The 14199-nt window shown below is 38.6% G+C and carries 14 protein-coding genes; 5 read left to right on the top strand and 9 right to left on the bottom strand.

All coding sequences use genetic code 11. The features are described 5' to 3' along the window. Positions 1-54 precede the first annotated feature (54 nt). Complete coding sequence (locus tag RCG22_RS02270) at positions 55-384, bottom strand: 2Fe-2S iron-sulfur cluster-binding protein (protein WP_166258927.1); 330 nt, start codon at positions 382-384, stop codon at positions 55-57. A 242-nt stretch (positions 385-626) separates the two neighbouring features. On the opposite strand from RCG22_RS02270, the gene RCG22_RS02265 reads away from it, so the two are divergent. Beyond that, positions 627-962, top strand: coding sequence for a hypothetical protein (locus RCG22_RS02265; RefSeq protein ID WP_308105545.1), 336 nt, complete (start codon positions 627-629; stop codon positions 960-962). A gap of 594 nt (positions 963-1556) precedes the next feature. Then, positions 1557-2942 carry a hypothetical protein gene (locus tag RCG22_RS02260; protein WP_308105544.1) on the top strand — a complete coding sequence of 462 codons (1386 nt, stop codon included), beginning with the start codon at positions 1557-1559 and terminating at the stop codon, positions 2940-2942. Positions 2943-3059: 117 nt separating this feature from the next. On the opposite strand, the gene RCG22_RS02255 is transcribed toward RCG22_RS02260, so the two are convergent. Next, a complete protein-coding gene (locus tag RCG22_RS02255; protein ID WP_308105543.1) occupies positions 3060-3764 on the bottom strand; it encodes an NAD(P)-binding domain-containing protein in 705 nt (234 codons plus the stop codon). Between the two features lie 197 nt (positions 3765-3961). Further along, a complete protein-coding gene (locus tag RCG22_RS02250) occupies positions 3962-5401 on the bottom strand; it encodes a hypothetical protein (protein WP_308105542.1) in 1440 nt (479 codons plus the stop codon). A 657-nt stretch (positions 5402-6058) separates the two neighbouring features. On the opposite strand from RCG22_RS02250, the gene RCG22_RS02245 reads away from it, so the two are divergent. Further along, positions 6059-6871 (top strand): aspartate dehydrogenase, encoded by an 813-nt coding sequence (locus tag RCG22_RS02245; RefSeq protein WP_308105541.1) that lies wholly within the window; start codon positions 6059-6061, stop codon positions 6869-6871. 55 nt (positions 6872-6926) lie between these two features. On the opposite strand, the gene RCG22_RS02240 is transcribed toward RCG22_RS02245, so the two are convergent. From RCG22_RS02240 to RCG22_RS02220, 5 genes are all read right to left on the bottom strand, one after another. After that, the gene (locus RCG22_RS02240) at positions 6927-7604 is read right to left on the bottom strand and encodes a GntR family transcriptional regulator (RefSeq protein WP_308105540.1); all 678 of its coding nucleotides are present in this window, start codon (positions 7602-7604) and stop codon (positions 6927-6929) included. A gap of 113 nt (positions 7605-7717) precedes the next feature. After that, positions 7718-8275, bottom strand: coding sequence for a spore protease YyaC (yyaC, locus tag RCG22_RS02235; RefSeq protein WP_308105539.1), 558 nt, complete (start codon positions 8273-8275; stop codon positions 7718-7720). Between the two features lie 310 nt (positions 8276-8585). Beyond that, complete coding sequence (locus RCG22_RS02230; RefSeq protein WP_308105538.1) at positions 8586-9509, bottom strand: ketopantoate reductase family protein; 924 nt, start codon at positions 9507-9509, stop codon at positions 8586-8588. A gap of 163 nt (positions 9510-9672) precedes the next feature. Continuing rightward, the gene (cysP, locus tag RCG22_RS02225) at positions 9673-10755 is read right to left on the bottom strand and encodes a sulfate permease (protein ID WP_308105537.1); all 1083 of its coding nucleotides are present in this window, start codon (positions 10753-10755) and stop codon (positions 9673-9675) included. A gap of 256 nt (positions 10756-11011) precedes the next feature. Beyond that, positions 11012-12136, bottom strand: a complete 1125-nt coding sequence (locus RCG22_RS02220) for an NAD(P)/FAD-dependent oxidoreductase (protein WP_308105536.1) — start codon at positions 12134-12136, stop codon at positions 11012-11014. Between the two features lie 307 nt (positions 12137-12443). Here RCG22_RS02220 and RCG22_RS02215 point away from each other — a divergent pair, with 307 nt between their 5' ends. Together RCG22_RS02215 and RCG22_RS02210 are read left to right on the top strand one after the other, a co-directional pair. Beyond that, entirely contained in the window at positions 12444-12638 is a 195-nt protein-coding gene (locus RCG22_RS02215; RefSeq protein ID WP_308105535.1) for an alpha/beta-type small acid-soluble spore protein, read from the top strand. A 119-nt stretch (positions 12639-12757) separates the two neighbouring features. After that, positions 12758-13594 carry an SDR family oxidoreductase gene (locus tag RCG22_RS02210; protein ID WP_308105534.1) on the top strand — a complete coding sequence of 279 codons (837 nt, stop codon included), beginning with the start codon at positions 12758-12760 and terminating at the stop codon, positions 13592-13594. Here the strand turns inward: RCG22_RS02210 and RCG22_RS02205 are convergent. Beyond that, positions 13591-14166, bottom strand: a complete 576-nt coding sequence (locus tag RCG22_RS02205) for a DUF2062 domain-containing protein (RefSeq protein ID WP_308105533.1) — start codon at positions 14164-14166, stop codon at positions 13591-13593. The genes RCG22_RS02210 and RCG22_RS02205 overlap by 4 nt on opposite strands. Positions 14167-14199: the final 33 nt, after the last annotated feature.

Raw genomic sequence — 14199 nt, 5'->3', positions numbered from 1 at the left:
CCTCTTATTTATCTTGTATTTTGTATACCATTAATCATTAAACAGAATCTTCTTTTAGGATTGAATAGCTGATTGTTTCTTCGGGGCTTGGATTGAAATATTTTCTTGAGAAATTTCAATATCCTCTTTTATCGTTAGTTGGCATGTTAAGCGGTATCCCTCATTAACTTTATCTCCAAGCATTTTTTCTTCTTTCCAATTCGGTGGCGATAATGACTCAGCGCCATTTACAACGATACATGTACATTTTGTACATCGTCCCATGCCACACCCATATTTTAATTTTGGTAGTTGACGGGTACCTGCTAATACTACTAAATTGGCATTATCTTTTACCTCTTGTTCAATTGTCGTTCCATCAACATGAAGGATTACTTTTGGCATATTGATTTCCCCTTTCTGTTTATTCTAAAAATTTTGATACTTTTCTGAAGTATACAATCTTTTTGTTAGAGAAGCAAACTAGAATTTTTAGTTGGATTGAAATTTTTCATGTAAATCAACTAAACTACCAACAGTTGCAGCAATAATTTAAATATTTAGAATATATCCTTGAACATTCTTACCTCATGAGATAAAATACACTTAAGTAGTTTGGTATACAATATTCTAAAGGAGTGTTCTACATGGGGAAATATATTGTCTTAACGAATAAAGATACTTTCCAAACGATTCTTGAAAATGATGGTTTAAAACCGATTGAAACCTACCATTTCTATTTCTTTGATAGTTTAAAAGCAAAGTACACCATTGCCGAAGTTCTTGATGAAACAATTAAAATTCAATTATTCGAAAACTATGAAGGAAAAGAGTATGTTAATCAAATTGCAGTCAAGTTTTTTGAAAAGTTTGATACGATCGACGCTGCCCGCGATGAATTAGCTGAAATTGTCAAGGCGTCTGGTAACAGTGAAGATTCCGTTAACTCCAAACTAGTTAAATCAGCTGAACAAGCAGTTTAGAGCAGCGCACCAAATGATTGCTTCCAAACAGCAAAAATCCGGAGAGATACCGCTTTCTCTCCGGATTTTATTCTTTATAATAAGAACAAAAGGCGCAAGCGCCCGTTCAGCGGCGTATGGCCTGGAGCGCTCCAACTGAGATAAAGGAAACACGAAGAGCGTTAGCGCATTCGTGCTTGACTTATCGTAGGGCGGAGTGCGAAGGACACTAGCCGTTGGGCGCTGGAGCTGGATTCAAAGATACTAAATCAATTTTTCCACAATTAAATATTTTATAATTTCCTATACAATAAAAAACCACCACTTGGTAGTGGTGGTTGTAATAGAAAACTAAAACTTCAGTGTTTTTCTTAGTGATGCTAATTTTCTCTCAGCTTTTTCTTTAGCACTTTTAGATCCAAATAGAAAGTTAAACATGTAAGTTCCCCCTATTTAATGAGTTATTTGATACTGTAATTGTATAATGGGATTAACAATAAAACAAGTTTTTCGTATACCAAATACCAAAAAAGTAGTTAGTTATGGCTGATTTGTGTCCATTTAGAGCATTAATTATTGTTTTGGTATACAACTTAATATGTTAGGGTGGTGGATATGCTAAGATATATGTTTTTCTTCGTGATATTATTGTATTTAGTAAATGTGCTTTTTCCCGTCCTTCATCTAGGGGTCATCATCTCCTGTTTAAGTCTTGCCATTGTCCTTTTTACCATATTTCAAGCGAAGCGATTCGTTCAAGTTTTAGGGGGTACCTTTTTGCTGCTTGGAGTATTATTACTTTGGACAAGCGGGGCCTCCTGGCATCAATACATCCTTTCTTTCGGACCCATGCTGGACTTGCTTACCATGTTTACATTGATTCCAATTTTAGGGATTCCAATCAAATTAGGGAATTATAGCGGGGGGATACAAGCCCTCATTCAAAAAAGGGTAAAAACCTCTGGTCAACTTTATATGATCACATCTGGCATTTCGTATTTTTTTAGTATTTTTATGAATCTGGCCACATTACCAATGACCTACTACTCCATTAGACCTGCTTTAGATGTCATTCCCGTTGAAAATAAAGAACGGTTTATGAGCAGAGCGATTACGCGTGGTTTTGCCATGCCCCTTCTTTGGGCACCTGTTACACCGATTGTCGGGATTGTCATCACGATGACGGGGGTAAGCTGGGTTTCGATTCTACCCTATGTGATTCCTTTAAGTATCGTGGGTATAGGGGTGGATTGGTATATTGGTCCTCGAAAGGCAAATGTCATGATCCATAACAAAAAGAATCTACATGCCCACGAAACGGCTGCCACAATCGAATTAACCGGTCAGATAAATCGTTCCAGTAGAATCTTCCAAATTTTCCTGGCAATCATCATATTTAATGTGATTATTTCTTTAGTAGAAACAAAGTTTCCTTATCCGTTTTTAATTTTAGTATCTTTGTTGGTTATTCCATTTTCGTTTTCATGGTCATTGTTATTAAAACAGGGTAAAGAGTTCGGTGCCCACTTGATCAAGCATTTTCAAACATTCTCTGTAAGTATGAAGGATCAATTCTTCATTTTTTTATCGACAGGTTTCTTCATCTCAACGATTAACGTTTCCCATACGAATGTGTGGCTGGATGCCTGGGTTAATAAGTTTATTAGTTTCGCTGGTATAGAGATTTTTTTAATATTAATGCCATTGATTCCGTTGGTTTTTGCCTTTTTAGGACTGCATCCTGCCGTATCATTAGCTTTAATGACAGAAGGGTTGAATCCGGAGATTGTTGGGATATCACCACATATTCTAACAGTAGCGATGTTAGCCGGAGCGGTTTCAGCCTTCATGGTAGGCCCATATAATGCAACGTTAGGACTGATGTCAAACATCGTCAAGGAAAGTTCCTATAAAGTATCGAACTGGAATCTTCCATTCGCCAGTATTTATATCGGCTTTGTCATGGTCTATCTATTTATTTTGCAATTGTTTTTATCTTAATAAGAAATGCGGTAGCGCCTATTTAGCGGCGCTGGAGCTAGACAGTTATCTAAGTAAAAGACATAAGCTTATATTAATAGCCAAAGGTGTCAATCATTGGATTGGCACCTTTGTCATTTAATAGCTTGTAAGATCGTCGCTAGGATTCTCTACCTGGATCTCTTTGACAATTTCCTTAGCAAAATGCCCAAGGCTCCCCTCACTATACGAACGGATTACTTCAGGCGCTAGCGAGGTTAGCGCTCTTTTTAAGTATTCTGGTGATAAACCTCTTGTCACAAATTCAGTCTCTATGGCTATTGCTGTTTTTAAAGCAAAATAGGTTGCTAATTTATTTACTTCGGTTAAATAACTTTCACTATCTATCTTTACATTGCCCAGCACTGCAAAAAGCTCGTTAATATTTGAAGGTAAGGCGGATTCAGAAATAAATAAACCATTTCCATGTTCCAATAAATCTTTCCAATGCCCCATATACTTCACACCGTGAATATTAATTTTTGGAAACTTACGCTTTAGATCTTCAGTGGGAATGTTTGTTGCCATATTAATGATAGTCGGTAAATGGTGCGTTTGATTTTGGAGGATGAATGTTGAGATAAATGGTACAACCTCCATTGCCGGCAGTGCTAAAATAAATACATCGAAATTTCTTAATTCTTTTTCTGTTAACAGTAAGCCATTTGGGAAGGATTCCAGAAAATGCTCGGCTTTTGTTTTGACTGGATGGTAAACCCCGATTGCGATTCCCTTTTTAGCCCAATGAGTCATCAAAGCCGTCCCTAATTTACCTATCCCTGCTAAAGCGATCCTTTTGTTCATCTTGTATCCCCTCTCTTCATTTCAGATTATGACTTCTTCCTAAACAATTGAACCCATGTTTTCAGTTTTAAACTACAAATAATAAGGCTATCCCAAAAATCAGTTCACTGCTGACTTTTGGAATAGCCTATATAATAGCGACCCCTAATTTTTCTATCTAGTATACTTAATAGTTAAATTAAAAATTAACTATTACTTTACCATATGAAAACGGCCAAGAGAGTTGCAATGAAAAGTCCTGTTATAACTGGGAAGAAATTCTTTCGGGCCAGATCTAACGGTGATATTTGTAGGAAGCCTGCAACGGCAACAAGAGATGACCAGGCAATCAGCGTACCTCCACCGCTCCAAACTGCACCCATTTGCCCAATAGCTGCAAGGACAGAAGGATCGATGTGACTTCCAGGTCCAATTGCTCCTGACAAAGCACCCGTTAACGGAAGTCCTGCAAATCCAGAGCCATCTAACCCGGTAATGATACCAACGATTAAGATACTAAATGCTGCAATAAATGGGCTGTGTGGAATATAATTTTGACCTGCTTGGATTAAATCAAATAGGAATCCCGGCTTCGCTGCATCTTCACCTAACGAGAGGATGGAAGCTGAAAAGTCACCACTTCCCATAAAGAAGTAACCAGCAATCGGGATGACGGGAGCCATAGCTCTAAAAGCGAATACAAATCCTTCCGTAATATGCTCACTGATTTTATCGAGCGCATGAATTCGGTTAAAAGCAATTGTCGCCAAAACTAAGAGAATCGTAGCAACTCCACCAATAAAAGCTGCGCCGTCGCCACCCTCAAATCCAGATCCACCGCCAAATTTGGATTGAATCATAAAGATCATTACACCTAGCATCGCTAAGGGTACGATAAGCGCAAAGATTTTCCCCCATTTTTCTTTTACCTTGATAACTTCGGCAGTTTCTTCTACCGTAGCAGCAAGTTCTTCGCTAACCTGGAAGAATACTTTTTCATTGTTCATCTCATTAACAGATCTTTTCGTAATTGCTTTTCGATGTGTGGCATACACAATCGCAAGTGAAGTTATTCCCGTAATAAGAGAGAGAATGAAGGCTTTATCTGAAACTAAGGATTTATCAATTCCAGCGGCTTTTGCACTTAACATTGGGGCAACTTGCATAATATAGTCTGATGAAAGGGCCATACCTTGTCCTGCAATAACAATAACCATTGCTGAGGTCATGACCGGCAATCCGGCACTTACTGCCGCAGGTACTAATAATGCACAAATTAATGGAACAGCTGGGGTTGGCCAGAAGAAGAGCGAAATCACAAATGTCGTGACCATTAACACTAAGTAAGAAACGTGGCCGTTTACCATTATTTTTTGGATTGGCACGACCATCCTTTTATCGGCGCCAAGATCCTTTAAGGAATTAAGAAGACCAATCATAATGGAAATGATTAGGAAAATACTAAAAAGTTCCTTGGCAGCCACGAGGTTTGCATTAAAGACGGCTTGGAAACCTCCAATTACGCTCCCTTTATAAACAGCTGCCACAATAAAGGTTCCCACAATAAGTGGTAATACGACACCTTTTCTAAATAACATGATAATTATAACGGCTATAGTGACAACTAGATATACCCAATGAGCTGCTGTTAATTCCATATTTCCCCTCCGTTGTTTTAAAATAGTTTAAAACGATTGTAGCGAAAGATTTCCTTTACATATGGGAAAAGATCGTGGGAGAGGAATAATCATTAGAAAATGATCTTTTTCATGGTGTAAATCCTCTACTTCAGATGTTCTTTTCTTAATTCCTAAATTGATAAACAATGCCAATATTCTTTATAAAATGATGAAGATTATATTTTGCATACTGTAGATTGTATACCATGGTAGTAAAAAATATTGCGGAATTATTGAATACAACTGAATACTAAATTTAGTGAAACCTCCATTACCAGCTATTTTTCTACTTTCCTAAAGCTCTCCATCTACAAAATTACTGTTGAATGCGCTTTCAGATTTCTTTTCTGAGTTTTATGTAGTTTGAATTTTAGGAATATTAAAATCACCCCTTCTTTCCACTATGTACACCTTGTTTACCTTAAGGTTGAAAATAATATACCATGATTCTTTTATCATTGCAAACTATTTTGAAAATTTTGAAGTCTTTTGATATTCAAGTTATTACTATTGCTTTTGTTAGACGAATCGGCTAAAATGTAGAAAATTAATGGTATACCGTATACAGAATATTTTATATACATAGAATGATAGCTTTCTAGTTAATCGGATCTGTAAAATTTAATCAAGAGGAGAATGAAGATGCTTAGAGCTGGTATCATTGGCTATGGAACGCTGGGAAAGAGTATTAGCAAATTAATTGAGTCAGGACAAGCCGGAGATGTCGTCCTTCAATCCATTTTGGTAAGGACCCCTCTTGGTCCGTTGGATTATTCACCCGCTCAATGTACAGTTACTACAAATGAAGATGTTTTTTTTACCCAAAATTTAGATATCATCATTGAGGCGGCCGGTCATCATGCCCTTCAATTATACGGGGAAAAAGCCCTCACCTCTGGACTTCATTTAATCATCCTGTCCGTCGGTGCTTTAGCGGATTTAGACTTTTATGAGAAATTACAGGCGGCTGCGGCGAAATGCAAAAAACAAATGATAATCCCATCAGGAGCCATCGCAGGATTAGATCGTATCGCCGCAGGGGTGTTAGGTGATATAGATGAAATCACACTGATTACGCGAAAACCGCCAAAAAGTTGGTATGGGACAATTGCTGAGGAAAAGGTTGATTTAGGAACGATTAAAGATCCTGTTTGTATCTTTGAGGGAAATGCTAGAAGTGCTGCAAATTTATTCCCTCAAAATGTGAATGTATCGGCAGCGTTAAGCCTCGCTGGAATCGGCTTTGAGGAAACAAAGGTTCAAGTTTATGTAGACCCAACCATTCAAATGAATACCCATACCATTGTAGCGAAGGGTTATTTCGGGCAAATGGAAACCACCATTCAAAACAATCCTTTTAAGGAAAATCCTAAATCTAGCCCGATTGTCGCCATGAGTGTAGCGAAAGTATTGCAAAACCTAACTTCATCTGTTGTGATTGGCGTTTAATGATTAGTTAACAGAAAAAGAGAAACTCTACCTTGGGATGGAGTTTCTCTTTTTCTTACTTCTCTTTTTTTCCTAGTTTGACTGCCTCAATATACGCTTTTCGAGAATTTTCAATATGAATTTTCGTCAAATACTCGGCCATTTCAATTTCTTGATTGATAATAGCTTCCATAATTCGTAAGTGTTCTTCCATCGATTGGACAGCCCTGCCCGGGTTTTTATACCCTGTCTTGGCAAAGGCGCGAATATAGTCCGATAAACCGCTCAGCATGTCATACAGTTTTGTATTCTTCGCCGAGCTATATAAAAGGTGATTTAATTCACTATGCAAAGGAGTAAAATCAGTATCCTTCTGATTCTTTAAACAATCTTCCACCTTTTTACTGTACTCAACAAATTTACTTTTGGTTTCATTGTCCAGCTTCTGAACAGCTAATTTGGCTGCCAAAACCTCAAGTGAAGAAAGAATTGTAAATACTTCAATGATTTCCTTCTCAGATATATCTGCGACAATAACACCTTTTCTTGGAACGGTTTTTACAAACCCTTGCGATTCTAATCTAAATAATGCTTCACGAATAGGCGTTCTGCTAATATTTAATCGTTCGGCAAGTTCCCGTTCCACTAGACGATCCCCGGTTTTAAATTCACCTTCTAAAATAAGGTCTTTAATATGGATAAAGACCCTCTCACGTAAAGATATTAGATCTTCCTCGGCCCAATTATTCCCCACAATTTCTCCTTCTTTCCAGGTATACATTGTACCAATTATAACTCACACTATTAAAAAACTTCAAATTCTTTGGTCAGAATTTCCAATAGAAAAATAGGAGAAAGTAATCTTTCTTATCTACGGAAGTTTTCAACTGGTCTTTTGGAAGATGGTGCTTCTCTTTCTACAGCTGACGTAATCATCTTTGTCATAACTTCTGCGATCGTCATGACAGTAAATAACCTGGTATTATTTAAGGATTGGGCCGGTGACAGCGCATCAAGGTAATTAACCACTGCCTTCATATGGTATTCACCAACATGAGGAAGCTTTTTATTGACAGCGATGCCCGGTATCAATGAACCTTCTTTGAAAAAGATAAACCCAATTTGCCTCTCATCACCCAAACAAGCATCAATCCCCAAAATAAACGGATCATTGTGTGTTTGATTAATTTCCTTCAGAATCTTCTTGATATTTAACGCGTGCACTGGTTTTTCTAACGTTCCATATACAGGGTATGGAACGTTATTTTTTATTAGCATTGTCCCCACGATGGGACCCAGGGAGTCTCCTGTTGAACGATCGGTACCCACACATAAAAAGACGATTTCCTTTGTAGTATTGCTAAGGACTTCTTTCAGGTTATGGACGAAATCATTAAACTCGGTTCCCTCTGTAGTCTCTTTCACAGAAAAGTAGCATGACCTTCCTGCCATATTATTCGTCTTTTTTCTGCTATCAAAAGGCCACATTAACATCAACCCTCTTCTCAAGTTGTAGTTCCCTATTTCTGTCCATTTGCGCACCGTCATGATCCCTACATTTCTCTCGAGAATAATAATTACATATACATCTATTTTATGATAACAATGATAAAACCTTCCATATACCTGCTTATAAAAATCACAGATAGGTACTACTGAGTTCACATTTTCGTAACAAAATAGTGCCTGACACCACAATTTTAACTTTGGACGAATTGGGTGTCAGGCACTATTTTTATTTATATTGACTTTCTATCAATTGAATCCTGTGATAAAGATCCTGATTTATGGGTGTTGCTATGCCGTATTGTTTAGCTAAGTGTAAGACTGTTCCGGCAAACAATTCCACTTCACTGGGGCGTCTGGCCTCGACATCTTGAGCCATCGAGGGTTTTCCGTCTGGACTTAAGGTAGCCAATACACTCAACCAATAGTCTAGATCTGCTTCTGTAAGATGGACCCCTGCTTTTTCAGATAGCGCGATGACCTCTCTCATCGCTCCAATCATCATCTCTCTAGCTTTCCCTTCCTGCTGTACCTCTCCATAATTACTATCAAAAACAGCTACGGTTTGATTGACCCCTACATTTAACATAAACTTCCCCCATTGTCGTTTCACCATTTTTGTATCAATCTCATAGGGAAGTTCGACTTGATCAAAAAATTCCGCCACACTCTTTACCTTATCAGAAATCAAGCCCGGTTCTTGTTCTCCAAAACATAAGATTCCCATATGGTCATATATGAGTTGATTTCCCTCTTTAACGGCATCCATTCCTTGGGCAACACAATATAAAATTTTCTTGTCACCATAAACCTGTCCAATGATCCTCTCGCTAGAAATCCCATTTAAAGCGGATAAAATAATCGTCTGTTCACCAACATGGTTCTTTACAGCTTGAATGGCGTCCTTTAATCCATTATATTTGACCGTAAAAATGAGTAAATCAGCTGGCTCACTTGGTTCATCAGGTGACAGATAATTGAAATTGCAATGTTCCCCGTTACAATAGACATGTTCTTTTTCATATTTATTAATTCGTTCTCGGTCCGCAATGATACGTAAATCTGCTTTTGGCATTTTCTTTGAAAAATGATGTCCATAAAGAATACCTAATGCCCCTAAACCAATAATAGTTACCTTTTTTATCTCTCTCATAAAATCTATCCTTTCTTTTGAAGAGGCAAACTTTCTGCCTTTTTTAATTTCTACTATGTATCCTGCTCAAAATAATTTTACTACTTGTGAATTCATATTAAAATATAAAAACTCTGTTGATAGTTTTTCAACAGAGTTCCAAACAAGCCTAAAAATCGAGAAATTATATCCCACCACCATCATCATGAATGGTACTGTTTTCCTTGCGGATGGTTGCTGAGAGGCTTAGCGCTCCTACAGTTGCAATCAATGTACTAACTATGATGATAATATTATAAATATTAATTTTAACTAAGAGATTGATTAGAATATAAGAAATAACAAGTGAGGCTAACGGAGAAATAAGCCAAACTTTTAGAATCCTTTGAATTACTGATTTTTGCCAAATACCAAACCCTTTTTGTGAGGCACCTACACCTAAAATTCCACAGGTTGTAACTTGGGTCAGCGGAATTGGCAAACCAAACAGGGATGCCACAATTACGAGGGTTCCTCCCGTAAAGGAAACTGCACTTCCTTCCAGCAAAGACAACCTGGTAATTTTCTTTCCATTCGTTTCAAGTACCCTGCCCCCTAATAAAATGGCACCGATTGAAACGAATATACCGCCAATCCAGATTCCTTTTGTTGTGGAAATCATCCCGGCACCAACTAGCGGTCCAACGGCGTTTGCAACATTATTCATCCCGGCCGAAAAAGCTTCTAAACAGCCCCCTATGACAAGTAATACAGCCAGCCACTTTTTCCATTTCCCATTCTTCGTCAAAGCAACCCATCGTTTCTCAGCCATGGAAATGATTTTTCCAAGCAAAAACGTAATGAGAAAAGAGATAATTGGAACTAACACCCAAAATAAAACAATTACCATTAAGTTATTTATGTACAAACTTTTAAACGCAATCCCTGCTCCTACAATCGATCCAACAGTAACCTCACTGGTTGACAAGGGAATTCCTAGTATATTTGCTATAAATAGGGTTAATGTTGCTCCTGCAAGGATCAGGACGACTAGTTTTATACTAAGGAGATTGGAAGGGATAATTCCCTCTCCAATTGTTTTTACAACTTCTCCACCACCAAGTACAGCCCCAAGGAAGGCTGCAAAGGCCACTAACACCATTGCCAAGCGTTTACTCTTAATTGCGTCTGCACCATAGGCCGATCCCATCGATGCTGCCGTCCCACTTGCTCCAATATTCATGGCGAAGAAGAAAGCGATGATATAAGCAATAGACGTCCAAACCATGTATAACCTCTCCTTATGTAACTTCTCTATTAAGCTGGTAAACACGCATCCAATCTATCAGCTCATAATCCATACTATTCAGGTAGGATTAATTTAGTATGTTGTTAATTATACATTTCCAGATTCGATTAATCAATCCATTATTTCAAATGTCTTTGAATTTTCTAAAAAGTTTTAATCAGATAATACATAAATTCGCCTCAGCTTATTTTTAGACAAAAAAAGAGTCCGAAGACTCTTTTTTACCTATGTATAATTATTCCTGTGATGCAAGTGCACCGGCCACATTATAGCTGCTCAGATCTATTTCTGTTTGCCATCCTATTACATGTTTTGCCAGTTCCATACCAAGATAAGGTCCACTCGTTAACCCTGATGCCCCTAAACCATTGGCTACATAGATTCCTTCAAATTGCGGCAACGCCCCAATCACTGGTAAAAAACCTGGAGTATACGGCCGGAAGCCGACTCTTGTTTCAAGATATGTGCCTGCGGATAAACCTGGTGCCACTTCTAGCGCTTTGCTTAAAATCTCCAGGATCCCCCCTGCGGTTACTCGAGTATCAAATCTGGGGTCATTTTCATGTGTCGAACCCACAACGACGCGGCCATTTTCAAAGGTTAGGATGTAATGATTTTGTGGAGGTATGACCACGGGCCATTGGCTTGTATCCGTCTCAAGCAATTCCAGGTGAATGATTTGTGCCTTTTGAGGTTTCACTAAAAACTCAACACCTAATGGCTGTAAAAGCTCTTTAGACCATGCCCCTCCTGTCACAATTACCTGATCACCCATAATGATTGAATCATCGAGGTTCAAGCCAATTACTTTGTTTCCCTCCATGACGAGGGACGCACCCCCTTCCATGAATGTAACACCATGCTTAATGGAGGTGCGAATTAGTGATTCTCGCAATGCCCTTCCATTTACACGTGCTCCTCCACTAACATAAACAGATCCATATACTTCAGATAACGGAGGAAAAAGCTGTTTGGTTTCAGACGGTGAAAGAATAGCAATCTCACCTATTTCCGGGGCATCCTCGCGTCGTTTTCTCGCTCTTTCCGCCATTTGTTCGAGTTTATTCTGTTCTGTATGAAGACTGATCGCCCCAACCCGTTGATAGCCCGTATCTCTTTCGCCATCAGCTTCTAATTGAGCAATTAATTCCGGGTAGTAACGAGCACCGCCTTTGGCTAACTGATACCAAGCATTGTTGCGCCGCTGTGAGAGCCAGGGGCAAACAATCCCTGCCGCAGCATCCGTAGCCTGTCCGGGATCCATACGATCAACTAATGTTACCTCAGCTCCAAACTTGGCAAGGTGATAAGCGGTTGAAGCACCTAGAATTCCTGCTCCGATCACGATTATTTTTTGCATTGAACACCTATTTCATAAATTTTAAAAAAAGGATTTGATAATTTCTTGTTCATTCTTGCAAACGGTACAAATATATTCTATCTCTAAAGCATCTTCACTTACTATGTGTTCTGTTTCTTTGCCACACTTATCACAATATAGATTTTTTGGGAATTCGATCATAATCAATATCACTCACTTTTCTATATAATGTTTAACCAACCATTAAGAATAATATCCCCGATGATAATGAAATGAACCAAAAACGGGTAAATTATCAATGAGCAATTTTTTATTGCTCAAAAAACTTCGTCGGGAGTGATGTATCATGGCTAGAAACAAACTATTGGTTCCTGGAGCAGATAATGCTTTAGATCAAATGAAAGAAGAGATTGCCAACGAGTTTGGAGTTCAACTTGGTGCTGATACGACCGCACGAGCAAATGGTTCAGTCGGAGGCGAAATGACCAAACGTCTGGTTGCTTATGCTGAACAAACCCTCAGGAATCAGCAAAATCAATAACAGGTGATTCCAGCCAGAGGCTGTCCCAAAGTATTTTGGGACAGCCTTTTTCTCTTTAAGGTATACAAACACCTTTAATTTAAGTTTAAATAGAGAAAAGGGCAGTGAAGGAGGCACTCATGAAGTCAAAAACAGCAATTGTTACAGGATCTTCGAGCGGATTTGGTCTGTTAACTGCGATTGAATTGGCATTGAAAGGATTTACGGTCATTGCAACGATGAGAGAGGTAAACAAAGGAAAGCCGTTATTGGACCTTGCAAAAGAGAAACAGGTAGAAGATTTCATCCATGTCCTACCGCTTGATGTGACGTCACAGGATTCCATTCGTCATTTTCAAACCTTGTTGGCGGAATATCCCGCTATAGATGTGTTGGTAAACAATGCAGGCTTTGCATTGGGAGGTTTTAGCGAAGAGCTACCAGTAGAGGCTTATCGAAGTCAATTTGAAACTAACTTTTTCGGGTTAATTGCTGTCACCCAATCAGTCTTACCATCCATGCGGGCAAAGAAACAAGGCAGGATTATCAATATGAGCAGTATTAGCGGGAGATTTGGATTCCCGGGTTTATCTGCCTATGTTGCATCCAAATACGCTCTGGAGGGTTATAGCGAAAGTTTACGATTAGAGCTAAAACCCTTTGGGATTGATGTTTCCTTAATTGAACCAGGATCCTATCAAACCAATATTTGGGCCAGCGTAGATGGAATGGAAGTCAAGGGTGAATCTCCATACTCAGCCTATATGGAAAACATTCTAAAAGAAATTGAAGGCGGCAAAGCCAGACATGGCAATCCAATTGAAGTTGCCAAACTGGCTGCGCAAATTGCTTCGCAACCAAAAACACCCGAACTTAGGTATCCAATCGGGGCTGGTGTAAAGAGTATGCTGACACTTAAAAGTTTTCTTCCCTGGAGGTTTTTAGAATCCATCATCATAAAAAAGCTAAAACCTTAATTATTACCGGCATCAATGATAACAAGCGTATTTTTTCGAGAAGCTTGTTTATCACGAATTCTTGTAAGTCTTTTCTGCTTTTCTTTTTCGTAGAAATAATGAACAAGGAAGTAGGAAAGAAAACCAAGGATAATTCCGAATATAGTCATTCCAATTAACACATGGACTCCCCCATGGAGGAGGCTGACAAGGCCATGAAAATCACCATGCAATAGTCCCTCAACCGAAAATGGGGTCTTATGCCCGATTTGTCCGTTAAATGGATAGATGAGTTTACCGATTGTTTTTGCAAAAGGAAGAAGGAGTACCGGCAAAAAGGAAAATTTACCAATGACATTTCCGATGATAGCTGCAGGTAAGGAACCTTTAGACATTCGTACCATTGGTAAAAACATAATATAAATAAGGGATGCCGTCGAAAGTACGACCATCTCTAAACCAAAGCCAATTGCGAACCCCAACGATACTTTTTTTGCCCCACCTGGAGAACGCAACAGTTTGATAAAGTTCAACTTAAAAGCTCGTCCAATTCGTTGAAGAATATTATGTTTTTTGTGTTGTTTTATGCTCATAGGAGTACTCCCTTTTCAACAGATTTTCATCAA

It is taken from the genome of Neobacillus nitrireducens (genome assembly GCF_030915405.1).
GTDB lineage: Bacteria > Bacillota > Bacilli > Bacillales > Cytobacillaceae > Neobacillus.
This window is presented reverse-complemented; position numbering and strand designations above follow the sequence as displayed.